The 25,650-nt window shown below is 72.5% G+C and carries 28 protein-coding genes; 4 read left to right on the plus strand and 24 right to left on the minus strand.

What is annotated here, in order from left to right; translation table 11 throughout:
• Positions 1–22: 22 nt before the first annotated feature.
• The 5 genes from D0D15_RS09550 to mftA are packed head-to-tail and all read right to left on the minus strand — an operon-like array spanning position 23 to position 5,351.
• The gene (locus tag D0D15_RS09550; protein WP_094007556.1) at positions 23–1,948 is read right to left on the minus strand and encodes a mycofactocin system FadH/OYE family oxidoreductase 2; all 1,926 of its coding nucleotides are present in this window, start codon (positions 1,946–1,948) and stop codon (positions 23–25) included.
• Positions 1,945–3,753 (minus strand): mycofactocin system FadH/OYE family oxidoreductase 1, encoded by a 1,809-nt coding sequence (locus D0D15_RS09555; RefSeq protein ID WP_094007555.1) that lies wholly within the window; start codon positions 3,751–3,753, stop codon positions 1,945–1,947. Before D0D15_RS09555 ends, D0D15_RS09550 begins: the two co-directional genes overlap by 4 nt.
• Entirely contained in the window at positions 3,750–4,958 is a 1,209-nt protein-coding gene (gene mftC, locus D0D15_RS09560) for a mycofactocin radical SAM maturase (protein ID WP_094007554.1), read from the minus strand. The genes D0D15_RS09555 and mftC overlap by 4 nt, the downstream gene beginning before the upstream one ends.
• Before the next feature lie 22 nt (positions 4,959–4,980).
• A complete protein-coding gene (gene mftB / locus D0D15_RS09565; protein ID WP_094007553.1) occupies positions 4,981–5,262 on the minus strand; it encodes a mycofactocin biosynthesis chaperone MftB in 282 nt (93 codons plus the stop codon).
• Positions 5,247–5,351 carry a mycofactocin precursor MftA gene (gene mftA, locus D0D15_RS09570; protein ID WP_094007552.1) on the minus strand — a complete coding sequence of 35 codons (105 nt, stop codon included), beginning with the start codon at positions 5,349–5,351 and terminating at the stop codon, positions 5,247–5,249. The genes mftB and mftA overlap by 16 nt, the downstream gene beginning before the upstream one ends.
• A gap of 85 nt (positions 5,352–5,436) precedes the next feature.
• Here mftA and mftR point away from each other — a divergent pair, with 85 nt between their 5' ends.
• Complete coding sequence (gene mftR, locus D0D15_RS09575; RefSeq protein ID WP_094007551.1) at positions 5,437–6,033, plus strand: mycofactocin system transcriptional regulator; 597 nt, start codon at positions 5,437–5,439, stop codon at positions 6,031–6,033.
• A gap of 4 nt (positions 6,034–6,037) precedes the next feature.
• On the opposite strand, the gene D0D15_RS09580 is transcribed toward mftR, so the two are convergent.
• From D0D15_RS09580 to D0D15_RS09620, 9 genes are all read right to left on the minus strand, one after another.
• Positions 6,038–6,421, minus strand: a complete 384-nt coding sequence (locus D0D15_RS09580) for a hypothetical protein (protein ID WP_094007550.1) — start codon at positions 6,419–6,421, stop codon at positions 6,038–6,040.
• 3 nt (positions 6,422–6,424) lie between these two features.
• Positions 6,425–6,832: a TetR family transcriptional regulator C-terminal domain-containing protein gene (locus tag D0D15_RS09585; protein ID WP_094007549.1), complete on the minus strand. Its 408-nt coding sequence runs from the start codon at positions 6,830–6,832 to the stop codon at positions 6,425–6,427.
• A 253-nt stretch (positions 6,833–7,085) separates the two neighbouring features.
• Positions 7,086–7,955, minus strand: coding sequence for an NUDIX domain-containing protein (locus D0D15_RS09590; protein ID WP_094007548.1), 870 nt, complete (start codon positions 7,953–7,955; stop codon positions 7,086–7,088).
• Between the two features lie 12 nt (positions 7,956–7,967).
• A complete protein-coding gene (locus D0D15_RS09595) occupies positions 7,968–8,903 on the minus strand; it encodes an ROK family protein (RefSeq protein ID WP_115944379.1) in 936 nt (311 codons plus the stop codon).
• 14 nt (positions 8,904–8,917) lie between these two features.
• Positions 8,918–9,298 (minus strand): hypothetical protein, encoded by a 381-nt coding sequence (locus D0D15_RS09600; protein WP_094007547.1) that lies wholly within the window; start codon positions 9,296–9,298, stop codon positions 8,918–8,920.
• The gene (locus D0D15_RS09605; RefSeq protein WP_094007546.1) at positions 9,295–10,437 is read right to left on the minus strand and encodes an ArsA family ATPase; all 1,143 of its coding nucleotides are present in this window, start codon (positions 10,435–10,437) and stop codon (positions 9,295–9,297) included. The genes D0D15_RS09600 and D0D15_RS09605 overlap by 4 nt, the downstream gene beginning before the upstream one ends.
• A gap of 13 nt (positions 10,438–10,450) precedes the next feature.
• On the minus strand, positions 10,451–10,894 hold the full coding sequence (locus D0D15_RS09610) for an SRPBCC family protein (RefSeq protein WP_094007545.1): 444 nt from the start codon (positions 10,892–10,894) through the stop codon (positions 10,451–10,453).
• Positions 10,895–10,921: 27 nt separating this feature from the next.
• A complete protein-coding gene (locus D0D15_RS09615; protein WP_094007544.1) occupies positions 10,922–11,713 on the minus strand; it encodes a metallophosphoesterase family protein in 792 nt (263 codons plus the stop codon).
• Between the two features lie 20 nt (positions 11,714–11,733).
• Positions 11,734–12,135 (minus strand): polyketide cyclase / dehydrase and lipid transport, encoded by a 402-nt coding sequence (locus D0D15_RS09620; protein ID WP_094007543.1) that lies wholly within the window; start codon positions 12,133–12,135, stop codon positions 11,734–11,736.
• Between the two features lie 113 nt (positions 12,136–12,248).
• Here D0D15_RS09620 and D0D15_RS09625 point away from each other — a divergent pair, with 113 nt between their 5' ends.
• From D0D15_RS09625 to D0D15_RS09635, 3 genes are read left to right on the plus strand one after another with little or no spacing between them, the layout of a single operon-like run.
• Positions 12,249–14,045 carry an AMP-dependent synthetase/ligase gene (locus D0D15_RS09625; protein ID WP_094007542.1) on the plus strand — a complete coding sequence of 599 codons (1,797 nt, stop codon included), beginning with the start codon at positions 12,249–12,251 and terminating at the stop codon, positions 14,043–14,045.
• 21 nt (positions 14,046–14,066) lie between these two features.
• Positions 14,067–14,843, plus strand: coding sequence for an MEDS domain-containing protein (locus D0D15_RS09630; RefSeq protein WP_244214942.1), 777 nt, complete (start codon positions 14,067–14,069; stop codon positions 14,841–14,843).
• The gene (locus tag D0D15_RS09635; RefSeq protein ID WP_094007540.1) at positions 14,840–15,745 is read left to right on the plus strand and encodes a sensor histidine kinase; all 906 of its coding nucleotides are present in this window, start codon (positions 14,840–14,842) and stop codon (positions 15,743–15,745) included. The genes D0D15_RS09630 and D0D15_RS09635 overlap by 4 nt, the downstream gene beginning before the upstream one ends.
• A gap of 254 nt (positions 15,746–15,999) precedes the next feature.
• Here D0D15_RS09635 and D0D15_RS09640 read toward each other — a convergent pair whose 3' ends face one another.
• From D0D15_RS09640 to D0D15_RS09685, 10 genes are read right to left on the minus strand one after another with little or no spacing between them, the layout of a single operon-like run.
• Positions 16,000–16,500: a nuclear transport factor 2 family protein gene (locus D0D15_RS09640; RefSeq protein WP_094007539.1), complete on the minus strand. Its 501-nt coding sequence runs from the start codon at positions 16,498–16,500 to the stop codon at positions 16,000–16,002.
• Positions 16,497–16,973: a hypothetical protein gene (locus D0D15_RS09645; RefSeq protein WP_094007538.1), complete on the minus strand. Its 477-nt coding sequence runs from the start codon at positions 16,971–16,973 to the stop codon at positions 16,497–16,499. Before D0D15_RS09645 ends, D0D15_RS09640 begins: the two co-directional genes overlap by 4 nt.
• Positions 16,970–18,208, minus strand: a complete 1,239-nt coding sequence (locus tag D0D15_RS09650; protein WP_094007537.1) for an MCE family protein — start codon at positions 18,206–18,208, stop codon at positions 16,970–16,972. Before D0D15_RS09650 ends, D0D15_RS09645 begins: the two co-directional genes overlap by 4 nt.
• A complete protein-coding gene (locus tag D0D15_RS09655) occupies positions 18,205–19,395 on the minus strand; it encodes an MCE family protein (protein ID WP_094007536.1) in 1,191 nt (396 codons plus the stop codon). Before D0D15_RS09655 ends, D0D15_RS09650 begins: the two co-directional genes overlap by 4 nt.
• The gene (locus D0D15_RS09660; RefSeq protein ID WP_094007535.1) at positions 19,392–20,579 is read right to left on the minus strand and encodes an MCE family protein; all 1,188 of its coding nucleotides are present in this window, start codon (positions 20,577–20,579) and stop codon (positions 19,392–19,394) included. Before D0D15_RS09660 ends, D0D15_RS09655 begins: the two co-directional genes overlap by 4 nt.
• Positions 20,576–21,607: an MCE family protein gene (locus tag D0D15_RS09665; protein ID WP_094007534.1), complete on the minus strand. Its 1,032-nt coding sequence runs from the start codon at positions 21,605–21,607 to the stop codon at positions 20,576–20,578. Before D0D15_RS09665 ends, D0D15_RS09660 begins: the two co-directional genes overlap by 4 nt.
• Positions 21,604–22,647, minus strand: coding sequence for an MCE family protein (locus tag D0D15_RS09670; RefSeq protein ID WP_094007533.1), 1,044 nt, complete (start codon positions 22,645–22,647; stop codon positions 21,604–21,606). Before D0D15_RS09670 ends, D0D15_RS09665 begins: the two co-directional genes overlap by 4 nt.
• Positions 22,644–23,966 carry an MCE family protein gene (locus D0D15_RS09675; RefSeq protein WP_094007532.1) on the minus strand — a complete coding sequence of 441 codons (1,323 nt, stop codon included), beginning with the start codon at positions 23,964–23,966 and terminating at the stop codon, positions 22,644–22,646. The genes D0D15_RS09670 and D0D15_RS09675 overlap by 4 nt, the downstream gene beginning before the upstream one ends.
• On the minus strand, positions 23,963–24,826 hold the full coding sequence (locus tag D0D15_RS09680; RefSeq protein WP_162830534.1) for an MlaE family ABC transporter permease: 864 nt from the start codon (positions 24,824–24,826) through the stop codon (positions 23,963–23,965). The genes D0D15_RS09675 and D0D15_RS09680 overlap by 4 nt, the downstream gene beginning before the upstream one ends.
• Positions 24,826–25,620 (minus strand): MlaE family ABC transporter permease, encoded by a 795-nt coding sequence (locus D0D15_RS09685; protein ID WP_094007530.1) that lies wholly within the window; start codon positions 25,618–25,620, stop codon positions 24,826–24,828. Before D0D15_RS09685 ends, D0D15_RS09680 begins: the two co-directional genes overlap by 1 nt.
• Positions 25,621–25,650: the final 30 nt, after the last annotated feature.

The following is a 25,650-nucleotide window of genomic DNA, read 5'->3' on the forward strand; positions in this document are numbered from 1 at the left end:
GGGGAGCGTGCCACTTCAACCGTCACAACGACACCCCCACCCGATACCCCTCCACCACCGCCGCGTGCGCTCGCCTCGGTGTGACGCAATCCCCCGCCCGCAGCACACGGAACGGCGCCTCCCGCAGGGCGTGCCACAGCGTGTCCTCCGGTTCCTGGTGCGTCGCGCACACCACCCAGTCGCAGCGGGCCTCCCTGGTCTCGCCGGTCGTGTGCTTCAGCATCCGCAACGCCACGCCCCCATCCTCCGTCGCCGCGGCGGTGAGCACCATCTCGTCCGTCCGCTCCGCGATCCCGAGCGCGTGCGCCCGCCGTGCGAACAGCTCCCGGTCCAGCGTGAGCCCGAGGTCCTGCCCCACCACCATCCCCGGCGTCGACACCGTCACCCGGCACCCCCGCGCGGCCAGCAGCTCCGCCACCGACGTCGCCGGGTGGAAGCCCACCTCGTCGATCACCACCACCTCACCCGACGGCGAAACCCGGCCCAGCACCTCCCGCGCGTGCACCACCCGCGGCGAAACCGCCCACTCCGGCAGCACCGGCCGGGCCCCCGTCGCCAGCACCACGGCGTCCGGCGCCTCGTCCAGCAACACCGCAGGCGTCGCCGCGCACCCTGTCGTCAAGTCGACACCCGCGCGCCGGCAGTCGGTCAGCAGGTTGCGCACCAGGTCCCCCAGCTCGGCCCGCCCCGGCGCGGTCGCCGCCAGCGCGATCTGCCCGCCCGGCTCACCGCGCTCCAGCACCGTGACGTGGTGTCCCCGCTCCGCCGCCGTCGCCGCCGCCGTCAGCCCCGCCGGGCCCGCGCCGACGACCAGCACCCGCTTCGGACGCGGCCCCGGCGGCGGCAGCGGCACCGCCTCCCGCCCGGCGCGCGGGTTCTCCACGCACCCCAGCCACCGGTTGAGTCCCATCCGCCCCACGCACTCCTGGTTGCACGACAGGCACGTCCGCACCTCCCGCCCGGCCCGCGCCTTCGCCGCGAACGACGGGTCGGCGATCTGCCCGCGCACCACCCCGACCAGGTCGCACCGCCCCTCAGCCAGCGCGCGCTCGGCCTCCTCGGGCGACTTGATCCGCCCGATGCCGACCACCGGCACCGGCACCGCCCGCCGCAACGTCTCGGACACCGGCAACGCGTACCCCCGCGGCACCGCCATCGACGGCTCGACCAGGTACAACGTCGAGGTCGCGACCCCGATCGAGGTGTTCAGGTAGTCGATTCCGGGCGCGATCATCCGCGCCACCTCGACCGCCTCGCCGAGCGTGATGCCGCCCTCGACCAGGTCGTCGCCGGACAGCCGCACCCCGAGCGCGCGGTCCGGGCCGATCGCCGCGCGCACCGCCGCGATGATCTCGAGCAGGATCCGGGCCCGGTTCGCCAGCGGCCCGCCGTAGTCGTCGGTGCGCAGGTTCGTCGCGGGCGCCAGGAACCCGCGCACCAGCGACGACTGCGAGCACTGGATCTCCACGCCGTCGAACCCGCCCGCGGCGCAGTGCCGCGCGACCCGCCCGAACCCGGCGACCACCTCGGCGATCTCCGCGGCGGACATCGCCTTGGGCACCTCGCGGAACAGCGGATCCGGCACCGGCGAAGGCGCCCACACCGCGCGCCGCGTGTACCTCGACGACGCCTGCCCGCCGTTGTGGTTGAGCTGCGCGAAGATCGGCACCCCGTGCGCGTGCACCGCGCCGGTGATACGGCGGTAGCCGGGCACGACCTCCGGCCGGTACCCGTGGATCACCTTCTCGTAGGGCCAGTCCGAGGGGTGCACCACGTGTTCCTCGGTGATGATCAGCCCGGCGCCGCCCGCGGCCCGCTCGGCGTAGTACGCCGCGTGCTGCTCGGTGGGCAGGTTGCCGGTGGCGTAGTTGGTCAGGTGCGCGGCGAACACGATCCGGTTGCGCACCTCGACCGGCCCCAGCCGCAACGGCTCGAACAGCAGGCTCACAGCGCCACCGCCGCCCGGCGACCGTCCAGAACGGCTTCGTGGATGGTCCGGGGCGCCACCGCGTCACCGACCGTCGTCCCGGACAGCGCGGCATCCGGCAACCGGTGTCCACAATGGATCACGACACCACACGGCAGCTCCCGGCGTTCCCCGGTGAGCACGTCCTCCACCACCACGTGATCCCGGCGCACCACGCGAAGACGCGACCGCTTGACGAGCGTGACCCCCGCCCGTTGCAGACGCGCGTTCACCCCGGCGATGTCGCGCACCTGCGTCGCGATCACCGGATCCGGGCTGACGATCGCCACCGGACGCGCGGCGGCCAGCAGTTCCGCGACACCCGCGCCGGTCCAGTCGCCGAGCGGATCGTGCACCACGACCGGCCCGTCCGGCAGCGTCGCACCGTCCAGCACGGCAACCACATCGAGCACGCGACCGCCCTCGACGGCGTAGTCACGCGGGCCGGGCCGGCTGCCGGTCGCCACGATCACCGGCCGCCCGTCCCCGGCGCGGGTCTCCACCCCGGTCGAGATCCGCACCCCCAGCCGCCGGACCTCGGCCTCCAGCCAGTCCACCAGCCGCGCCAGCCGGTCCCGACCGGCGAGCCGCGCCGCGACACGCACCATCCCACCGAGCCGGTCGGCCCGCTCGGTCAGCTCGACGTCGAACCCCCGCAACGCGAGCACGCGCGCGGCTTCCAACCCGGCCGGCCCGCCACCGACCACCAGCACTTCCCCGCCACCCGCGCCGGCCACGAGGTCCTCGGTCTCGTGCCCGCTGCCCGGTTCGCCGATGCAGCTGACGATCGGGTTGCGCGGGTCCCGCACGCGGCAGTTCTGGTTGCACAGCACGCACGGCCGCGGCGCCGTCCCCGCCCGCAGATGCCGGACCAGGTCCGGATCGGCGATCTGCGCGCGGGTCATCTCGACCAGCCCGGCGAACTCCAGCGCCCGCTCCGCGAGTGCCGGATCGACCACGCTGCCCTGGCACACCGTCAAGGTCCGCCCGGACACCGTCCGGCACAGATCGAGGTTGAACCCCGGTTCCGTCCGCAGATCGGGCCGGGCATCCGCGAACGCCGAACCGCGCACCGGCACCAGGTAGTCGATCCCACCGGGCACGGGAGCGGTCTCCGGCGTGATTCCGCCCCACGGCGCACCCTCGTCGCACGCCAGGCGCAGCCCGAGGATCCGGTCCCCGATCGCCTCCCGGACCACCGCCAGCACCTCACGCAGCAACCGCCCCCGGTCACCGTAGGCGTCCGTGCGCCGGTTGGTCAGCCCGGAACAGAACTGCCGCAGCAGCGAGTACTGGCCGGCGTCGATCTCCACACCGTCCACACCGGACCCAACGGCCAGTGCCGCCGCGGCGCGGAACCCGTCGACCACCGCCGCGACCTCCGGGCCCTCCATCTCCATCGGCAGTTCCCGGCTCACCGGATCCGGCACGCGCGACGGTGCCCACAGCGCAGACTGGTGGTAGGCCGACGAGCCCTGCCCGCCGGCGTGCCCGAGTGACGCGATCACAAGCGTCCCGTGTGGACGGCAGGCGTCCACGATGGACGTCCAACCAGGACCACACGACGCGGCCAGCGGGGCGCGCTCGTACGGCCAATCGGAGGGATGCACGCTCGCCGTCTCGGTCACGATGACCCCGGCGCCACCCTCGGCCCGCCGCCGGTAGTAGGCGACGTGCCGGTCGGCGAGCGCCCGGCCCCGAGCCAGGTTGGTTTCGTGCGGACCGAAGAGGACCCGGCTCGGGGCGGTGCCGCCGCCGACCCGGACGGGGCCGGCGAGCCTGCTCATCGCGCGGGCTGGAACCCCGCGAGCGGGCTGGTGTCGCAGGCCCGGTCGGGCCGGGTGCCGCCCTCCGGCGGGCCGAACCCGATGCTGACCGGCACCTTGCCGGTCTTGCGAGCCTGGCGGGTCGTGCGGTGCGAATGGTCGATGTGCGAGCGCGGCGCCGCGCTGACCCCGGCCAGCGCCAGTTCGCCGTGTCCCTTCACGCATTCCGGGTCCGGGCCGTCCAGCGGCAGCCCGGTGAAGAACTTCGCCGCCATGCACCCGCCCTGGCAGGCGTCGTAGGCCGAGCACGACGTGCACGCGCCGCCGGTCTGCGGGCCACGCAGCCGCTCGAACAGCTCGGAGGTCCGCCACACCGCGGCGAACCCGCCCTCGTCGCGGACGTTGCCGGCGAGGAACTCCTCGTGGATCGCGAACGGGCAGGCGTAGACGTCGCCGACCGGGTCGATCAGGCACACCACCCGTCCCGCACCGCACAGGTTCAGACCGGGCAGCGGGTCCGAGCCGAGCGCGTTGAGGTGGAAGAACGAGTCGCCGGTGAGCACCTGCTCGCCGTTGGCGACCAGCCAGTCGTAGAGCTGCAACTGCTGGTCGGCGGTGGGGTGCAGCTCGTCCCAGGTGTCCGCGCCGCGGCCGGACGGGCGCAGCCGTGTGATGCGCAGCTGGGCGCCGTAGGTGTCGGCGATCGCCTTGAACTCGTCGAGCTGACCGACGTTGTGCCGGGTCATCACGACGGAGAGCTTGAAGCCGCGGAACCCGGCGTCCTTCAGATTCCGCATCGCCCGGATCGCCGTGTCGTAGGAACCAGGGCCCCGGACGTGGTCGTTGACCTCGGCGGTCGCGCCATCGAGGGAGATCTGCACGTCCACGTAGTCGGTCGCGGCGAGCCACCGCGCCCGCTCCGGGGTGAGCTTGACGCCGTTGGTGGAGAACTTGACGCCCACCTGGTGGTCCACCGCGTACTCGACGAGCTCCCAGAAGTCGGCGCGCACGGTCGGTTCGCCGCCGCCGATGTTGACGTAGAAGACCTGCATGCGCTGCAGCTCGTCGATGACGGCCTTGCACTCCGCCGTGCTCAGCTCCCGCGGATCCCGGCGGCCCGACGAGGACAGGCAGTGCACGCACGAGAGGTTGCAGGCGTAGGTCAGTTCCCAGGTCAGGCAGATGGGCGAGGTCAGCCCCTGCTTGAAGTGTTCGACGAGCTTCATCGCACGCCCTTCTCGTCTGCGGTCAGCGCGGTTCGATCGTGCCGTTCTCGGCCAGTCCCGCCAGCGCCGTCAGGTAGGCCGGACGCTGGTCGTCCGGGACGCCGGCGGCGTCGAGGGTGGTGTGCACGTCGGGCTGGTCGCCGAGCGTGCGCACCACCTCGACCAGGATCTTCGTCTTCAGGAACGACAGCCTCCGGGTGCCGAAGTCGTAGGCGAGCGCCCCGAACGGTTCCGGCCGCAACGCGACGCGCGGGGAGCACCGGTAGGCCTGGTCCGGATCGAACACGGTCAGTAGACGCCGCACATGCCGTCGATGGAGACCTCTTCGACGAGCAGGTCCTCCTCGACGAGCGAGTCCTCCGCGGTGGGGGAAACATTCTTGCTGTCGGACATGGGATGCTCCCTTCGGCGATCCGGCCGCTCCGGTGCGGCCGCGCTTCTCGGACGATAATGGCACCCAGTGCCGAATGGAAGAGGGATGACCGAAAAGGCGGAGCCGGCGCCCAGGGCGGGGCGCAAGCCGATCACGTCGCGGGCGGAGGTCGAGCACGTGGCGTTCGAGCTGTTCGCCACCCGCGGCTTCGACCGCACGACGATCGACGACATCGCGAAGGCCGCCGGCATCGGGCGGCGCACGTTCTTCCGCTACTTCCCGTCGAAGAACGACATCGCCTGGGGCGACTTCGACGGGCAGCTGGACCGGATGCGCAAGCGGCTCGCCACCTACCCGCCGGACCGCCCGCTGCCCGGTGTGCTGCGCGAGGCGCTGGTGGACTTCAACCGGGTCGACCCGGACGAGGCGGTGTGGCACCGGCAGCGGATGGAGCTGATCCTGACCACCCCGGCGCTGCAAGCGCATTCCACGCTGCGGTACGCGGACTGGCGGCAGGTGATCGCGGAGTTCGTCGCGGACCGGCTCGGGGTGGACGCCTCGGCGCTCGCGCCGCAGACCGTGGCCTACACCGCGCTGGGCATCGCGCTGGCGGCGTACGAGCAGTGGCTGCGCGACCCGCGAGCGGACCTGGCCGATCTGATGGCCGCCGGAGTGGACCAGCTGACCGCGGCGCTGACCTGAGTGGTCAACGGGGCAGGCGGAGGAACTCCGCGGCCCGGTGCCACACCTCGCGCAGGTCCGGATCGCTCGCGGTCCACGTCGTGGAGCGGATCTCGCCCCGCCCGCGGTAGGTCCGCATGATCCGGCGGTGCACGGGCAGGCCGACGAAGCCGCGCATGGCGTCCTCGCTCCGCCACAGTGAGACCGAGCCGGTTCTGCGCCGCGAGGGTTCGGCCCAGAGCCAGTGCCCGACCGCGCCGTCGAGGGCCGGCCACAGGCGCGCCAGCTGTCTGCCCGCGCGGTAGATCCCCGGCAGGTCGCGCAGCCGGTCGGCGGTGAAGCCGGTGACGCTGACGAGCACGAGCCCGCTCGCGGTGGCGGGCCCGGGTGTCCACGAGGTGCGCAGCACGGTTCAGTCCTCCGGCAGGGTGGCGGGATCGGTGGCCAGGGCGCGCAGCCGCTCCAGGACGGCGCGGCGGGCGCGGGCGTAGGTGACCTCGTGCCCGACGAGGCGCGAGTGGATCACGGCCGACTCGCCGAGCGCGTCGATCTCGTAGGCGAGCTGGTCCGGGTCGGCGTCTTCGGTCAGCTCGCCCAGCGCGATCGCCTCGTCGACGAGCGAGCGGATGAACGCGAGCCAGTCGTGCAGCGCCTGCGCCGTTTTCGCCTGGACCGCGCCGGGCCGGTCGTCGAACTCGGTTTGCGCGGCGAGGAAGAAGCACCCACCGGGCAGCACACCGCCGGCGTAGAAGGCCATCCGCGCCTCGTGCAGCGCGAACACCCGCCGGATGCCGGGCGGCGTGCGCAGCGCGGGTGCCATGACGCGGTCGGTCTTATTTCTCAGTGACGTGGTGGGCCGCGGATGGCACCTGGCGGCCGCTCCGGGGCTGAGCACGAAGATCCATCGTGCGGTCGATGGGCGCGGGTTGCCGATGCGGGTGCTGCTTCCCGCGGCGGGCGTCCTCCCGCTTCCGATGCCGAGGCCTACCGGCAGCGGAACGTGGTCGAACGCCGCTGCAACCGGCTCACCACCGCCGCCATCGTCCTCTGGCCCCGATGACTTAGGACACTCCCTAGTCCGCCACCAGGTCCAGCAGCTTCGCCGGGCCCAGCACGTTCGCGCCCTCGGCCTCGACTCGGGAGCGCAGCTCCCGGTCCGCCGTCACCACCACCACGTGGTCCCGCGGCCGGGCGTCCCGCGCCTTGCGGACGCTCTCCACGATCTGCGAGTCGCCGTCGCGGACCGCGGCGATCACCTCCACGTCGTCGGCCGGGGGCACGTCCCGGGCCTGGCCCTCGACGACCATCTGCACCCGCGGCCACCACGACCACTCCGCCCCGCCGAGCCCGACGTCCGCGCTGCGCACCCCGTCGCGCACCAGCCCGGACAGCCGGTTCCGCAACCGCTCCGCCGCGCCGGCCCGGTCCCGCCACCAGCCGTCCGGCCGGGACCCGACCACGTTGGCCGCGTCGACCACCAGCACCAGCTCGCGCCCCAGCTGGGCGTGCAGCGCCGGCCACGCGGCGGCGAAATCGGCGTGCAGCGGGAACGACCCGACCTCCTCCGGCGGCACCCACCGCAGCTCGGCGCTCTCCTCGTCGACCACCCGCTCCCGCACCGGGTGCCGGGTGTTCGCGAGCACCGTCGTGTAGCTCCAGCCGCCGTGGTCGACCACCGACTCCGCGGTGGGCCGCACCGCGCCGACCGGCACCGCGGCCTCCTCCTCGGCCTCCCGCGTCGCCGCCTCGCGCGCCGACTCGTGGCCGCGCCGCGCGCCGCCCGGCAACGCCCACGTCCGGCCGTGGTGGGTCCACCAGGCCCGGTGCTGCAGCAGCACCCCCCGCTCGGGATCGGTCAGCAACAGGCCGGCGGCGCCGAACAGGCCCCAGTGCCGATGGCCGCGCTCGCAGTACACGAAGCCGTCGCCGTCATCAGGGGTCATCAGTCCAGCTTGTCATACCGCCCGGGCTTCGAGCGCGAGCGCGGCGGCCCCCACCAGGGCGGCGTCGTCGCCCAGCTGCGCGGTCCGGATGCGCGCCAGCGGCCGGTGCCTGCCGCCGGTGATCGCGGCCGCGTAGTGCTCACGAGCCTCGTCGAGGAACAGCGGCGCCGACTCCGACACCCCGCCGGCGATCACCACGATCTCCGGGTCGAACACGTCCGCGACCAGGGCCAGCCCCTCACCGAGCCACTTCGCCAGCTCGGCCACCGCCCGCTGCGCGACCGGGTCGCCGTCGCGCTCCGCCCCCGCCACCCGGCGCCCGGTCAGCGCGCCGGGGTCCAGCGCGATGTCCCGGGACAGGATCGTCGAGGTGCCCGGATACCGGGCCAGCAGCTCGATCGCGGTCGCGGCCAGCGCCGTCCCGCTGCAGTAGCGCTCCCAGCAGCCGTACTTGCCGCACGGGCACGCCCGCCCGTCCGGCACGACCGTCAGGTGCCCCAGCTCCGGCGCCACCCCGTTCGCGCCGCGGTACAGCTGGCCGTCCAGCAGCAGGCCCGCGCCGATCCCGGTGCCGATCGCCACCAGCGCCGCGACCTTGGCTCCGCGCGCCGCGCCGAAGCGGTGCTCGCCGACCGCGGCGGCGTTGGCGTCGTGCTCCAGCGTCACCGGCAGCCCGACGCGCTTGGCGATCCGGTCCGCCACCGGCGCGTTCCGCCACGCCAGGTGCGGCGCGAACATCACGGTGCGCCGGTCGTTGGCGACGAACCCGGCGACCGCGAGACCGACCCCGGTGACGTCCCCGTGCCGGTTGCGCAGCTCGTCGATCACACCGGTGATCGCGTCCTCGAGCGCGTCCTCGGCGCTCGGCGTGCCCGCCCGCGCGGTGTCCAGGATCGAGCCGTGCTCGTCCACCACCCCGGCACGGACACTCGTGCCGCCGACGTCCAGGCCGATCGCACGCACTAGCCGTCCCGCCACTGGACCGGGATGCGCTGCACCCGGCCGGACTCCGGCCGCGGCCGCGGCGGCGGCTGGAAGCCGGGCATGTGCACGCCCTCCTGCGGCTCCCACCGGTCGGCCAGCACGGCCCGCAGCAACGCGATGATCTGCGCCGCCTGCTCCAGCACGCGAGCCACGAACTCGGGCTTCTCACCGCGCACCACCGCGACGATCGCGCACAGCGGGCACCAGCCGCAGTCGCCGTCGCCCTCGGGCGTCTCGGGCTTGCCGTGCCCGGCGGCGACCACGCCGTCCAGCCACGGCGCGGCGCGTTCGGCGACCATCTCGACGAGCAGCCGGATCTCCTCGGCCAGGCTCGCCGCGGTCACCCCTTCGGTCGTCATCCGTCCTCCCCCGGCTTGGTCAGCGAGACGACGAGACCGTCCGCATCGGACTCGGCACCGGTGATCCGGCACGGGCGCAACGGTTCCGGCAACGCGACCAGGCGGCGGAACCCGTCCACGGTGACGGCCAGGTCGTCGTCCACGCGCGCCAGGTCCAGCTCGGCGCCGCGGTCCAGCGGCAGCGCCAGCCGCAGCCGGTACCCACCGTCCACTTCGGTCACGTGCAGCAGCGGCGCGGACCCGGAACCGTTGCCCGCCAACGGATCCCGCTCGCCGTACAGCTCGGTGGCGATCTCGCGCAGCGCGGGCAGCCCGACCGGTTCGGCGGCCCGGTGCTCGACCCGGGCCAGCTCCCAGGTCAGCTCGCCGAGCACCTCGTCCTGCTGGCGGCGGCGGGTGCGCATCCAGTTCGCCGCCGCGCCCCGCCACACGCCGGGCGCGGGCATCAGCCGGTTCACGATCAGCCCGTCGACGCGGATGCCGCGCAGCGCCAGCGAGCTGAGCGTGCGGCGCGCCTCGGCGACCACGACCCGCTCCGGCGTCAGCACCAGCCGCACGGTGGTGACGGCCGGATCGGTCAGCAGGTCACGCAGGGCGGACACGTGCGCCGCGAGGTCGCGGACCGACCGGGCCAGACCGCGCGACCCGGTGAGCGTGAGCTGCCAGCCGAACACCTTGTCCAGGTACCCGGAAACGGCCTCGGGAAGCGCGAGCAGCCGCAGGGTTTCCGCGGTCGGCCCGCAGTCCACCACCACGACGTCCCAGCGGCCGGCCTCGGCCAGCCGCTGCACCTCGGTCAGCGCGAGCAGCTCGTCCACGCCCGGCAGGACGCTCAGCTCCTCGGCGTCCAGCGCGTCCACCCCGGCGCCGGCGAGCGCGCCCTTGAGCCGGCCGCGCAGGTCCTGCCAGATGTCGTCGACCAGGCCGCGCGAGTCGACCTGCGCCCCGTGCAGCCGGGTGTCCACGTCGGACGGTTCGCGGCCCAGGCGCTTGCCGAACGCGTCGCCCAGCGAGTGCGCCGGATCGGTGGACACCACCAGCGTCTTGTACCCGCGCGCGGCCAGGCCCGCCGCCGTCGCCGCGGCGAGCGTCGTCTTGCCGACGCCTCCCTTGCCGGTGAACAGCAGCAGCCGCGTCATCGCCGCCCCGCCCTCAGGCGAGGTCCTCCACGCGGCGCTTGAGCTCCTTGAGCGCGGTGTCCATGACCATCTTCTCCGCCTTGCGGCGCAGCAGGCCGATCATCGGCAGCACCAGCTCGACCGACAGCGTGTAGGTGACCCGGGTGCGGCCCTCGCCGACCGGGACCAGCTCGTAGCGGCCGTCCTGCGCCTTCTGCATCTGCCCGCGCACCAGGTGCCAGCTCACCGAGCGGCCGTCGGCGGCCCAGTCGTACTCCAGCGTGTAGACGTCCTTGATCGGACCGGCGTCCAGGGTCAGCTTGACCTGCTTCGCGCGGCCGGTGTCGTCGGTGGCGAGCACCTCAGTCTCCCGGACCTGCTTGGCCCATTCCGGGTACGACGCGAAGTCCGCGATCACCGCCATGACCTTCTCCGGCGGCGCGTCGACCTCGATGGACTGCGTGGACTGGTCGGCCATGGCGGAGAGGTTACCGCCTGTCCCGCGTCACCACCGCAGGACGTGCGGGCGCTCGGTGACCTTGAAGTGACCGACGTTACGGCATTCGGTGCGGCCGACCCGCAGCCTGGCCGACAGCGGCTGGTGCACGTGGCCGAACAGCGACCACCGCGGCTGCTCCGCGTAGACCAGCCCGCGCAGGGCCGCCGAGCCCAGTTCGTGCCGCCGCGCCACCACGTCGTAGGTCAGCTCGGGCAGCGCGGGCGGCTGGTGGGTGCACAGCACGTCGATGTCGGTGAGCTTGCCGACGGCCGCGTCGAACTCCTCCTGGGTGCGCAGGTAGGGCCGCCACACCGGGTTGGACCGGCGGATCGTCGCCCCGGCGGGCAGCACCACCCCGCCGGCGAAGCCGAACCGCAGGCCGCCGATCTCGACGACCTCGCCCTCGACGAGCCGCACGTCGTCGCCGGCGAACTCCGGCCACAGGTCCGGCGAGTCGACGTTGCCGGCGATCGCGTAGGTCGGCGCGGTCATCGCCGCGAACATCGCGGAGTACTGCTCGCGGACGGCCTCCTCGACGGCGGCGGCCGGGTCGTCCAGGCTCGACCACAGGGAGCGCGAGAAGGCGATCGACTCCTCGCGGGTGCCCTCGCGGCGCAGCCGGGCGAACGTGGCGACCTTCTCCGGGCCGAACAACGTGCCGAGGATGCCCCGGTCGTGCTGGTGGTAGTCGACGAAGTCGAGCAGATCGCCGAGGACGATCAGCGCGTCCGCCCCCTCACCGGCCCGGGCCAGGGCCTCGGTGTTGCCGTGGACGTCCGAGACGACATGAACGCGCATGATGCCCCAGTTTAGCGACGCTAAGAAGTCCTCGGGGGCACGCCGGGCTCGCGGCCGTCTTCGAGGATCTCCTTCAACCCCAGCGCCACGGCCTTGGCCGCGCGGGCTCGCCGGTCGAACTCGCGGCGCAGCCGGCGCGGGCTCATCTCCGCGGCCGGGCTCGCGCGCAGGAAGTAGTGCAGCAGCGTGCCGTCCAGCGTGCGCTCCAGCCAGACCTCCATCGTGCCGACCAGGGCGCCCCGGACCGTCCAGCGCAGCCCCTCGTCACCGCGGTCGGTGTAGACCTCGAGCACCAGGTCGGGCCAGTACCGCCGCCACGCGGCCGGATCGGCGAACACCGCCGCCACGGTGGCGGGCGGCACCGCGAGGAACGTCTCGTCGACGATGTCGATGCTGGGCGGCGCACCGTTGAGCGTGCTCACGCCGAGCAGAATGTCATGCCCGTGTTACCGCCGGTCCGCCCCCTTGGTCGTAAGGTGTCACCGACGCTAAGTTGTGACTGGCGAGTAACACCCCTGAACCACGGAGGTCCACCGTGCGCGAGTACAGCGCCCCGGCAGTGCAGCCGGTTGCCGATGACGAGAACCTCGCCGACATCGTGTGGGCGAACGCCGAGCGGTTCCCCGACGCGATCAGCTTCCGGCGCCAGGTGGACGGCTCGTGGCTGGACGTCACCGCCCGCGAGTTCGCCGCCCAGGTCATCGGGATCGCCAAGGGCCTGGTCGAGGCCGGGATCGAGCGGGGTGACCGGGTCGGGCTGATGTCCAAGACCCGGTACGAGTGGACGCTGATCGACTTCGCCATCTGGGCCGCGGGCGCGGTCACCGTGCCGATCTACGACACGTCCTCGCCCGAGCAGGTCGCCTGGATCCTGTCCGACTCCGGCGCCAAGGGCGTCTTCGTGGAGACCAGCGAGCACCTGGCCGCCGTCGACGAGGTCCGCGACCGGCTGCCCGACCTGCGGTACACCTGGCAGATCGAGGCGGCCCGGCCCGCGGTGGACGAGCTGACCACGCTGGGCGCCGACGTCGCCGACGACACCGTGCACGAGCGGCGCCGCCTGGTGCGGGCCGGCGACCTGGCCACCATCGTGTACACCTCGGGCACCACCGGCCGCCCCAAGGGCGTCGAGCTGACCCACCGCAACCTGCTCGCCGAGATCCGGGCCGACATCAACGCCTTCCCGCAGCTGATGGAGCAGGGCAACTCGCTGCTGTGCTTCCTGCCGCTGGCGCACGTGCTGGCCCGCGCCATCGCCGTCACCGCCGTCACCGCGCGCGTCACGCTGGGCCACACCTCCGACGTCAAGAACCTGGTCGCCGATCTGGGCACGTTCCGGCCGACGTTCGTGGTGGCCGTGCCGCGCGTGTTCGAGAAGGTCTACAACGGCGCGAAGCAGAAGGCCCACTCCGAGGGCAAGGGCAAGATCTTCGACGCGGCCGAGCAGGTCGCGGTGTCCTACAGCGAGGCGCAGGACACCGGTGGCGCCGGGCTGGGGCTGAAGGCGCGGCACCTCCTGTTCGACAAGCTGGTCTACGGCAAGCTGCGGGCCGCGCTGGGCGGCCGCTGCATCGCCGCGGTGTCCGGTGGCGCGCCGCTGGGCGCCCGGCTGGCGCACTTCTTCCGCGGCATCGGCGTGCCGGTGTTCGAGGGCTACGGCCTGACCGAGACCTCGGCCGCGGCGAACGTGAACACCCAGGACGCGTTCCGCGTCGGCACCGTGGGCCGCCCGGTGGCCGGCACCTCGGTGCGGATCGCCGACGACGGCGAGGTCCTGCTCAAGGGTGACGTCGTGTTCGGCGCCTACTTCAACAACGAGACCGCCACCAAGGAGGCGCTGGAGGACGGCTGGTTCCACACCGGCGACCTCGGCGAGCTCGACGACGACGGCTTCCTCAAGATCACCGGGCGCAAGAAGGAGATCATCGTGACGGCGGGCGGCAAGAACGTCGCCCCGTCCGGCCTCGAGGACACCATGCGCGCCCACCCGCTGATCAGCCAGGCCATGGTGGTCGGCGACCAGCGCCCGTTCATCGCCGCGCTGATCACGATCGACGAGGAGTTCTTCCCGGCCTGGAAGTCGCAGAACGGCAAGCCCGCCGACGCCACGGTCGCCGACCTGGCGCAGGACCCGGACCTGATCGCGGCCGTGCAGGGCGCCGTGAACGAGGCGAACAAGCAGGTCTCGCACGCCGAGTCGATCAAGAAGTTCGTCATCCTCGGCAACGACTTCACCGAGGCCGGCGGCGAGATCACGCCGAGCCTGAAGCTCAAGCGCAACGTGGTGACCAAGAACTACGCCACGTTCATCGAGAGCCTGTACCAGAAGTAACGAGACTACTACGCTGTGTCAGTGCTGCACGATCACCGGTGCTGGGCCTTCGAGTCCGCCGACGAGTTCCGGGCCCGCGCGCGGGAGTTCCTGCGCGACGGGCTCGCCCAGGGCACGCAGGTCTGGTTCGTCGCGCCCGGCGAGCCCGAGCTCGACGGGCTGGACGAGGCGTTGCGCACCGGCGCCGCGCGCGTCGTCTCGCTGGACGACACCTACGCCGTGGGCACGGTGGTCGATCCGGACGAGCAGACCCGCAGCTACGCCGAGGCGACCGAGGCCGCGCTCGCGGCGGGTTACACCGGGTTGCGGGTCGCCGCGGACTGCACGACGCTGGTGGCCACACCCGAGCAGCTGGACGCGTTCGCGCGGTACGAGCACACGGTGGACCGGTACGCGGCCGCGGGGACGTTCTCGGCGATGTGCGGGTACGACCGCGGCCGGGTCGACGACGAGGCGGTGGCGAGGGTGGCGTGCCTGCACCCGGTGGGCAACGCCGATCCCGGGTTCCGGCTGTTCGGCTCGGCTTCGGCGGCGGCCGCGCTCGCCGGGGAACTGGACCTCTACACCGAACAGCTGCTGGCCGAGGCGTTGCGGCGGGCGAACCCGCGGCCGGGCGACGGCCGTCTGGTGCTCGACGTGAGCAGTCTGCGGTTCGCCGACTACCGGAGCCTGACCCGGCTGGCCGAGCACGCCGCGAGCGAGGGTGCGACACTGGTGTTGCGCGATCCCTCGCCGGCCGTCACCCGCCTGGTCGAAGTGCTGGGGCTGCCGTCGGTGCGGGTGGAGGGGGCCGCGTGACCGCGTTCGTGCACCCCGCCTTGTTCTACCGCTCCGACGCGGAATACCTGGACGCGCTCGTCCCCTTCGTCACCGACGGTCTCGCGCGGCGGGAACCGGTCGCGGTGGCCGTGCCCGGCGACCGGCTGCGGGTGCTGCGCCCGGCGGTCGGCAGTGACGACGTGCTGTGGCTGGACATGAACGAGGCCGGCCGCAACCCGGGCCGGATCATCCCGACGGTGCTGCGCCGGTTCGCCGACGCCCACCCGGACCGGCACGTGCGCATCATCGGCGAACCGATCTGGGCCGGTCGCTCGGCCACCGAGTACCCGGCGTGCGCGCAGCACGAGGCGCTGATCAACCACGCGTTCACCGGCCGGGACGTCACGATCGTGTGCCCCTACGACACGGTGGCCCTGGAGCCGGACGTGGTCGCCGACGCCAGGGCGACGCACCCGGAGGTGTGGGAGGCGTCGCGGCGGTACGTCAGCGGGGAGTACGCGCCGGACGACGTCGTGGCGCGCTACAACCAGCCGGTGCCCGCGGCGGCGCCGGTCGCGTTCGCGGTGACCGCCGACGCGGAGGTCCGGCAGGCCCGGCGCTGGGCGGCCGAGCAGGCGCGACGCCTCGGCCTGGACGACGACCGGGTGCCGGATCTGGAGCTGATCGTCACCGAGCTGGTGACCAACAGCCTGCGCCACGCCGGCGGCTCGTGCCGGGTCGAACTGTGGCCCGCGGACGGCCACGTGTGCTGCGCCGTCCACGACGACGGTCACCTGGCGGACCCCCTGGCCGGACGACGCCCGCGCCCGCACGGCGAGCCGGGCGGGCGGGGCCTGCTGATGGTGCACCAGCTGGCCGACCTGGTGCGCACGTACACCCAGCCCGGCCGGACGACGCAGTACGCGCTGCTGCGCTTGTAGCCGGCGCGGCGATGGTGCAGGCGGTGCACCGCGCCCGCCGCCGCGCGCCACCTCGGGCCGCAGCCGGCCGCCGGCAAGGCGGTCACCCCACCGCTGCACGCCGCCGGTGAACCCAGCGGCACCGGCCGCGATGGCAAGCGCTCCGCCGCGCACGCCGCCCGCGAGCGCTGCCGAGCACCGCCGCGCGCACGGGCATCCCGATGGGATCCGCGCTCGCGCCGGCCGGGCACCATCCCGACGCACGCCGCCGGTGGTCACAGCGGTGTCAGCGCGGCGATCTTCCACGTACCGTCCACTTTGCGCGCCGTCACCGACAGCGCCGCCGACGACGAGGTCTGCTGGCCCGTCGTGGTGTTGAGCGTCTGCTGCTCCAGGAACGCCAGCACCCGCGCCGTGCCGCCGCTCAGGTCCTGCACCCCCAGGGACGCCACCGTCGTCGTGCGGATCAGCTTCTGCGCGGCCGCCTGCTCCTGCGCCGCCGCGAAGGTGTCCTGGTACTGGGCCACCGCCTCGTCGACCAGGACCATCGCCGCGGCGCGCTCGGTTCGCGCCAGGTTGCCGTAGTCGTAGGAAAACACCGCCTTCAGGGCCGCGCTGATCTGCTCCGCCGCCTCCGTCGTCGCCGGTGCGTCCGCGAGCGCGGCGTTCGGCGTGTGCCACCGGCCGGCCTGCACCGCGGCCCACCCGGCGAACCCGCCGGCCAGCACGATCACCGCCGTGAGCACCGACACCCACGTCGCCACGCGGGGAGTCACGACGACCCCTGCACGGACGTGATCTTCCACGTCCCGCCGGCCCGCGCCACGTCCGCCGTCAGATGGCTGCGGCCCGGCTTCGGCTCGCCGCCACCGGAGGCGATCGACACGTCCAGCACCGCGATCACCCGCGCCGCGTCACCCGTCAGCTCCGTCACGGCGATCTGCCGCAGCGACGCCGTCGCCACCAGTTTCGCCGCCGTGGCCCGGTCCACCTGCCCCTGCCGGTCCCCGCTCAGCGACGTGCCCAGCTGCCCGCTCGTCACCGCGATCCACCGGTCCAGCGCGGCGCCGGCCTCGCGGTAGTCGATCGTGTTCAACGCGACCAGCGCATCGCCCGCGGCCGCGATCACCGCGTCCCGGTCCCGGGCACGCACCAGCCCGTCGTCGTGCGCCGCGCTCCACCAGCTCCACCCGAACCACGCCGCGGCCAGCACCGCGACCGCCGCCAGCGCGCCCAGCAACCGCGTCATCCCGGCAGCCCCAGCAGCTGCCCGAGCGAGCTCGCGGTCCCGCTGACCAGTCCCAGCACCCCCGGCAGCTGAGGCGACGAGGACTGCTCCGGCGCGGGCGCGGGGCCGGACGGCTTCGCCGGGTTGACCGGCTTGCCCGCGTACGGCGCGTTCTGCGCGCCCCGCACGCCCGTCGCGCTGCCCGGCGGTTCGGCGCAGTACGCCTGCCGGTTCGCCGGGACCTCGCGGGTGTCGTTCGCCGGACGCTGCTGCGTCGTCTCGTAGCCCTTGGTGCACGAGTGCGGGTCGAAGAAGTTCAGCACCAGCCCGAGGTGCCCCTCGCCGTTGGACCACACCGACCGGGTGAACGCCGAGATCACCGGGTAGGCCACCAGCAGCTCCTCGATCGCGTCCGTGCGCACCGAGGTGATCTGCGCGGTGGTGAGCAGGTTCGCGATCAGCACGCCGAGGTCGGTGCCGGAGGTCGCGAGGATCGTGTCCAGGTCCCGCGCGAGCCCGGGCGTGGTGTCGATGACCTTCCGCAGGTCCGGGTCGGCGCCCTTGAGCTGCTCGGCGATCGTGCGCAGCCCGGTCGCCATCGACGTGATGGTGTCGGCCTGCCGCTGCTGGGTGTCCAGCACGGTCCGGCCGTCCGCGAGCAGCCGCGTGGTCTGCGGCAGGTTCTCCGTCGCGGTGGTGGTGAACGAGTTCGCGGTGTCGAGCAGCTGTTGCAGGTCGTGGCCGCTGCCCGCGAACGCGTCGTAGGTCTCGTCCACGACCGTCTTCAGCGACTGCGTGTCCACACTGGACACGAGCCGGTCGAGGTTGGCCAGCACGGTGTCCGGCGACAGCGGGATGGCCGTGCGGTCGCTGGTGATCACCGACCCGTCCGCCAGGTAGGGCCCGTCCTCGTGCTTGGGCCGCAGGTCGACGTACTGCTCCCCGACCGCCGACCGGGTCGCCACGACGGCCTCGGTGTCGGCCGGGATCTTCTCGTCGGAGGTGATGTCCAGGTCGACCGCGACCCCCTCCTCGGTCAGGTGCAGCTTCGTCACGCGCCCGACCGCGACCCCGCGGTAGGTCACCTCGGCGCCTTCGAAGATCCCGCCCGACTCGGTCAGGTTCGCCGTCACCAGGTAACCGCTGGTGCCGAACAGCCGGCCCAGCCCGGCGTACTCGCCGCCGGCGTAACCGACCGACGCGAGCGCGATCAGCAGGAACGCGATCAGCTGGAGCCGGTGCTTGCGCGTGATCACGGCGTTCCTCCGAGCAGGTTGCCGAGCAGGTCGGACAGCCCCGGCAGCAGGCCGGTCGCCGGCTGCGGCTGGGTCTGGGCCCCCGACGTGCCCAGCTGCGGCTGCGGGATCGGCAGCGGCGGCGCCGTGGCCTGCGTGCCGGTGACGTTGTTGCTCGGCAGCTGGATCGACGGGAACTTGCCGGAGTTGGCGATGTTCTGGAAGATCGCGTCCAGGTTGAGGTCCAGCCGCGCGGTGACGTTCGCGTAGTCGCCCTTGACCACGTCACCGGCCACGTCGGGCAGCGGGTAGGTCGGCAGGATCTTCAGCGCCTCCGGCAGGTCCGTGCCCGCTTCGGCCAGTTTGGACAGGGTGGGCGCGAGCGCCCGCAGGTCCGCCAGCAGCGACTCCCGGCTGGCGTTGATCGTGTCCACGGCCACCCCGGAGAGCCGGTCGAGCGACTGCAGCATCCCGACGAGCTGGTCCCGCTGCTGGGTCACCACGGCCATGCCGGGCGCGAGATCGTCCAGGGCGGTGGTCAGGTTCGCGGTCTGCGCGACCAGCGTGCCGGACAGCCGGTTGAGCCCGTCGATGGCCCGGATGATCTCCGACTTCTGCCCGTCCAGTTCGGTCGCGATCCGGTCCACCCGCGCCAGCAGCGCCCGGATCTCCGCCTCGTTGCCGGTGAGCGCGTGGTTCAGCTCGCGGGTGATGTCGGCCAGCTGGTTGACGCCGCCGCCGTTGAGCAGCAGCGACAGCGCGCCCAGCACCTCCTCCACCTCGGGGTTGCGGTTGGTGCGGGTCAGCGGGATCACCGAGCCCTCACGCAACGTCCCGGCCGCCGGTTCCCCGGCCGGCTCGGCGAGCTGCACGAACTTCTCCCCCAGCAGGCTCGACTGGCGCAGCTGGGCGAAGGAGTTCTCCGGCATCTTCAGGTCGCCGTTGAGGCTCATGGTGACGATCGCCGACTTCGTGTCCGGCGCCAGCGTGATGGTGTCGACCCGGCCGATCGGCACGTCGTTGACCTTCACCGCGGCCTGCGGGACGAGGTCGAGCACGTCGGCGAACTGCGCGGTGATCCGGTACGGGTGGTCGCCGAGGTCCGCCCCGCCCGGCAGCGGCGTGTTGTACAGCCCGGAGAAGCCGGCCGTCCCGCAGCCGGCCACCAGCAGCAGCACCCCGCTCAGCACCCCGGTCAGCCGCCTCACGACCCGGCCTCCGGGATGTCGACCAGCGGCAGCAGGGGCAGCGGCGGCAGCTTGCCGCTGTTGATGTCGGCCAGCAGCTGCGGGATCGACGGCACCTTCGCGATGCCCTCGACCACCGGGGCGATCGCCTCGCACACGTCGCTGACCGTGGTCGGCAGCCCGACCGGCGTGGACGCCTTGATCAGCCGGCACAGCGTGGTGATCAGCGGGTTGGTGAACTCGTTGGCGTTGTAGCGGATCGCGATGCTGCCCGACGCCGCGTCGTAGGAGTTGATGAAGTTCGTCATGCCGGTCGGGCCGACGTCGAGCACCTCGGCCAGCGCCGCCCGCTGGTCCACCAGCACCTGCGTGATGCTCGCCAGCTTGTCCACATTGGACGTCAGCAGGTCCTTGTTCTCCGCCACGAAGCTCTGCACGTCGCCGAGCGAGGAGCCGAGGGCGGCCAGCGCGGCGCTGACGTCGTCGGAGTCCTCGGCGAGGAAGCCGGTGACGTTGCCCAGCCGCTGGTAGAACTCGTTGAGCTGCGCGTCGCTGCCGGCCAGCGCGGTGGTGAACGACTGCAGGTTCCGCACGGTGCCGAACAGGTCGTCCTTGGAGTTGTCCAGGGTGCGCGACAGGTTCGCCAGCTCGGTGACGGTGCTGTTGAGGTTCAGCCCGTTGCCGTCGAGGTTGGCCGCGGCGGTGTCCAGCAGATCGGACAGCGCCCCGTTGGCGTTGGCGCCGTTGGGGCCCAGGCTGGTGGAGAGCTCGTCCAGCGTGCCGTAGAGGTCGTCCAGCTCCATCGGCGTCGCGGTGCGCTCCCGCGGGATCACGGCGCCGGACGCCATCACCGGGCCGCTGTCGTAGGCCGGGGTGAGCTGCACGTACCGGTCGCTGACCAGGCTGGGCGCGACCACCACGGCACCCGCGTCGGCGGGGATCTGCACGTCGTCGTCGACCCGCATGTCCACGCGCACCACGGCACCTTCCGGGGTGACCCCGGTGATCTCGCCGACCTGCACGCCGAGCACCCGCACCGACGATCCGGCGTAGAGGCCGACGGTCTTGTCGAACAGCGCGGAGATCCGCGTGCCGCCGGTGTCCCGGAACACCAGGAACAGCCCGGCGGTCACGAGCAGCGCGACCACGCACCCGGTCGCGACCCAGCGGTAGACGCCGCGCGAGGCACGGCTGTCGAGCGTCATCCGCCCCCCAATCCCTGGTCCGGCGCGGAGATCGGCGGCGTGCAGCCCTCCGGGTTGATGGACAGCCCACCCGCCTTGATCACCGGCGGCAGCAGCCCGCAGATGTAGCCCTCGAACCAGCGCCCGTTCCCGGTCGCGTTCGCGCCGACGCGGGTGAACGGCGCGAGCAGCTCGAGGCTGCGGTTCAGGTTGTCCTGGTTGTTCTGCAGGATCGTGGTGACCTCGCCGAGCCGTTCCAGCGTCGGCCGCAGCTGCGCGCGGTTGTCGGCGACCAGGCCGGACAGCTGGGCGGCGAGCTGCTGGGTGCCGGTGAGCAGCGCCTTGATCGCGTCCCGGCGCCGCTGCAGCTCGCCGAGCAGCAGGTTGCCGTCGTCGATGATCGCGGTGAGCTGGGCGTTGCGGTCGGCGAGCGTGCGCGACACCTGGCTGGTGTTCGCCAGCAGGTTCGCCAGCTCCTGGTCGCGGGAGGACACCGTGCGCGACAACGCGGACAGGCCGGACAGCGTGTCCCGCAACGGTTGCGGCGTGTCCTTGAGCGCGTCGGCGACCACGTCGAAGCTCTGCGCCAGCTGGCCGGTGTCGATCTGATCGACCGTGGTGGACAGCTGCTGGAAGGCGTCCTGCAGCTGGAACGGCGTGGTGGTCCGCTCGACCGGGATCGGCTCGTCCGGGTCCAGCGCGCCCTCGCCCCTGGGTTTCAGCGCCAGGTACTTCTCCCCCAGCAACGTCTTGATCTCGATCGAGGCGGTCGAGTCACGGCCGACGCGGGTGTTCTCCACCTTGAACCTGACCAGCACCGTCTTGCCGGCCAGCGACACGTCGGTGACCTGGCCGACCTTCACGCCGGCCACCTGCACCTCGTTGTCCGGCGCGAGACCGGCGGACTCGGCGAAGTAGGCCTGGTAGGTGGTCCCGGTGCCGAGCAGCGGCAGCTCGTCGGAGAAGTAGGACACCAGCGTCACCAGCACGACGAGCACGAGCGTCACCGCCCCGACGGCGGCCTGGTTGCGGTCCTTGAGCGGCTTCATGACGTCTTGCACCTCTCCGGAAGCTCGGTCGCCGGAAGGGGGAGCAGCGGCAGCGTGATGTTCAGCGAGGTCACGCCGATCGTCCCGGTCAGGCCGCAGAGGTAGTAGTTGTACCAGCCGCCGTAGCTCAGGGTCCGGGTGAACTTCTCCAGGTTGCCGGGCAGTTTCGTCAGCAGCTCGTCGATCAGCTGCCCGGAGTCGGCCAGGGTGCCGGACAGCGTGCCGAGCGCGGCGATGTCCTGCTGCACCGGCGGGCGGGCGTCGGCGAGCAGTCCGGCGGTGGCGTCGGTGAGGTCGCCCAGCGCGGACACCGCGTCCCCGATCGGGCCGCGCTGGGCGGCCAGGCCGGACACCAGCTGCTGGGTCTGGTCGATCAGGTTCGACAGCTGCGGGCCGCGGTCGTTCACCGTGGTCAGGACGGTGTTGAGGTTGCCGATCACCTGGCCGATCACCTGGTCGCGGTCGGCGATGGCCTGGGTGAGCGACGCGGTGTGCGACAGCAGGCTCTCGATCGTGCCGCCCTCGCCCTGGAACACCTGGATGATCTCGTAGGAGAGCTGGTTGACCTGCTGCGGGTCGAGCGCGGCGAACAGCGGCTTGAACCCGTTGAACAGCACGGTGAGGTTGAGCGCGGGCTGGGTGCGCTCCGGCGGGATCATGCCGCCCGCCGCGAGCCGGTCGTCGCCGGGGACGTTGGTGCCCAGCGACAGGTACCGCTGCCCGACCAGGTTGCGGTACTTGACGGTCGCGGTGACCGAGCCGGGCAGGCGGTAGGCCGACTGGACGGTGAAGTGCACGTCGGCGTAGCTGGCGTCGCCGTCCTGCTCGACGGTGATGCTGTCCACCTGCCCGACCTTCACGCCGACGATCCGCACGTCGTCGCCCTCGTGCAGCCCGGAGGCGTCGGTGAAGCGCGCGGTGTACGTGGAGGTGACCCCGAAGTCGGTGTTGGCGATGGTCGCGCCGAGGATCCCGGTCAGCAGCACCGTGACGGCCGCGAAGATCGCGATCTTGATCAGCGACGGCAGGAACCGGTTCACTGGACCTCCACCTCCGCCCCGCGGTAGAGCGGCCCGGCGAGCAGGGTCGCCCACCCCGGCACGTCCTGCGGCGCGGCCGGGGACAGCAGCGCCGCGACCAGGTCCTGCTCGGCCGGCGAGTTCGCCACCGAACCCGTGGTGGAGGACCCGCCCGCGATGATCCCGTTGCTGGGCAGCGGCACGCTCGCGCCCGGGCCGGCCGGCGGGTGGGTCGAGCCGTCCTGGATGGGCCCGCCCGGCGGGTACTGCGGCCAGCGGCCCGGCGGCGGCACCATCGGGTAGCAGCGCGGGCCACGCTTGTCGAGGTACTCCGGTTCGTCCTTGCCCGGCTCGTACTTGGTGCGGTCGGCGATGAACCGGATCGTGACGTGGTTCATCTTGTCGGTGCCGGCGCCGAAGGCCTGGTACGCGCGTGGCACGGCCTCGGCCAGCTGCTGCAGCAGGCACGGGTACTCCGGCGCGTACTTCGCCAGGACCTCCAATGTGGACTGCGAAGTGACCGTGAGGTTGATCAGGTTGGCCCGGTTGACGCGCAGGAAGCTGTCCAGGTTGTCGCTCGCGCCGGTCACCGACGCCCACACCTGGGCGAGGGTCTGCTGCTTGTCCACCAGGGTCTTCGTGGTGGTGGTCAGATCGGCCAGCGCCTGCAGGAAGTCCGGCGCGGCCCGGTCGTAGGTGTCCGCGACGTCCGCCAGCCCGGTGATGTCGGCCTTGATGTCGGGCAGCGACGGGTTCAGCCCGGCCAGGTACTCGGACAGGTTGACCAGCGTGGCGCCGAGCTGCTCGCCGCGGCCGTCGAGCGCGGTGGACACCGCGCTGAGCGTGCTGGCGAGCTTCTGCGGCTGGACGGCCTGCAGCAGCGGCATGACGTTGTTGAGCACCTGCTCCAGCTCGATCGCGGAGCTGCTGCGGTCCTGCGGGATGACGTCACCGGCGGCGATGTGCCGCGCCGCCGGATCGGGCGGGATCTGCAGCGCCACGTAGCGTTCGCCGAACAGGGTCTTGGGCAGCAGCCGCGCCGACACGTTGGCCGGGATCAGGGGCAGCTGGTCCGGGTCCAGGGCCAGGTCGAGCACGGCGTGGTCGCCGAGCGCGTCGATCGAGCGCACCTCGCCGACCACGACGCCGCGGATCTTGACGTCGGAGCCCTTGCGCAGCTGGTTGCCGACGTGGTCGGTCTCCAGCCGCACCATCGCGACCGGGGTGAACTCCTTGTTGTAGGCGGCCACCGTGGTGGCGAAGAACAGCCCGCACACGACGAGGAACACCAGGCCGAGCACCTGGTACCAGAGTCGCCGCAGCAGCACCGCCCGTCTCATCCCGCGATCCTCACCGTCGTGGTCGCGCCCCAGATCGCCAGGCTGAGGAAGAAGTCCAGCACCGAGATCAGCACGATCGAGGTCCGCACCGCGCGGCCCACCGCGACCCCGACGCCGGCCGGGCCGCCGCTGGCGGTGTAGCCGTAGTAGCAGTGCGACAGGATCACCAGCACGCTGAACACGATCACCTTGCCGAACGACCACAGCACGTCCTCGGGCGGCAGGAACAGCCCGAAGTAGTGGTCGTAGGTGCCCGCGGACTGGCTGTAGAGCCACACCGTGACCTGCCGGGACGCCAGGTAGGACGACAGCAGGCCGACCGCGTAGAGCGGGATCACCGCACCGAGCCCGGCGAGCACGCGCGTGGTGACCAGGTACGGCAGGCTGGGCACCGCCATCACCTCGAGCGCGTCGATCTCCTCGGAGATCCGCATCGCGCCGAGCTGCGCGGTGAACCCGCAGCCGACGGTCGCCGACAACGCGAGCCCGGCGGCCAGCGGCGCCACCTCACGCGTGTTGAAGTAGGCCGAGATGAACCCGGTGAGCGCGGCCGTGCCGAGCTGGTTGAGCGCGGCGTAGCCCTGCAGGCCGACGATGAGACCGGTGAACAGGGTCATGCCGATCATCACGCCGAGTGTCCCGCCGATCACGGCCAGACCGCCGGTGCCGAAACAGACCTCGGTCAGCAGCCGCAATGTTTCCTTGCGGTAGCGGCGAAGCGTGCGCGGCGCCCAGGCGAGCGCGCGGACGTAGAAGGAGAGCTGGCCGCCCAGTCCCTCCAGGACCGCGCCCGGGCGCGCGATCATCTCGAGTGTCCGGTCGGACACCCCCGGCTGTCTCTCCAGGGTTTCGGCGGTCATCACAGCGCTTTCGGCGGAACGATCCGCAGGTAGATGGCGGTCAGCACGACGTTGATGAGGAACAGCAGCAGGAACGTGATGACCACGGCCTGGTTCACCGCGTCGCCGACGCCCTTCGGGCCGCCGGCCGGGTTGAGCCCGCGGTAGGCGGCCACCACCCCGGCGACGAACCCGTACAGCACCGCCTTGATCTCGCTGACGTAGAGGTCGGGCAGCTGCGCCAGCGCGTTGAAGCTGGCCAGGTACGCGCCCGGGGTGCCGCCCTGCATGACGACGTTGAAGAAGTAACCGCCGAGCACCCCGACCACGCTGACCAGGCCGTTGAGCAGCACGGACACGACCATCGCGGCGAGCACGCGCGGCACGATGAGGCGCTGGATCGGGTTGACCCCGAGCACCTCCATCGCGTCGATCTCCTCGCGGATCTTGCGCGCCCCGATGTCCGCGCAGACGGCACTGCCGCCGGCGCCGGCGACGAGCAGGGCGGTGATCAGCGGGGCGGCCTGCTGCACGATCGCCAGCGCGCTGGCCGCGCCGGTGAACGACTGCGCGCCGATCTGCTGCGTCAGCGAGCCCAGCTGCAGCGCGATCACCGCGCCGAACGGGATCGCGACGAGCGCGGTCGGCAGGATCGTCACGCTCGCGAAGAACCAGCACTGCAGGATCCACTCGCGGAACTGGAAGGGCCTGCGCGGGATCGCCCGCAGCACCTCCCAGGCCAGTGTGGACAGGCGGCCGACCTGGGTGAGCGCGGCGGTGCCCGGTATCGTGAGCGTTCCCGTGCGTGACCCCATCACACCTCCGCGACCCCAGCCTCGTTGCTC

Origin of the sequence: Amycolatopsis thermalba, from assembly GCF_003385215.1 — a bacterium.
Classification (GTDB): Bacteria; Actinomycetota; Actinomycetes; order Mycobacteriales; family Pseudonocardiaceae; genus Amycolatopsis_E; species Amycolatopsis_E thermalba.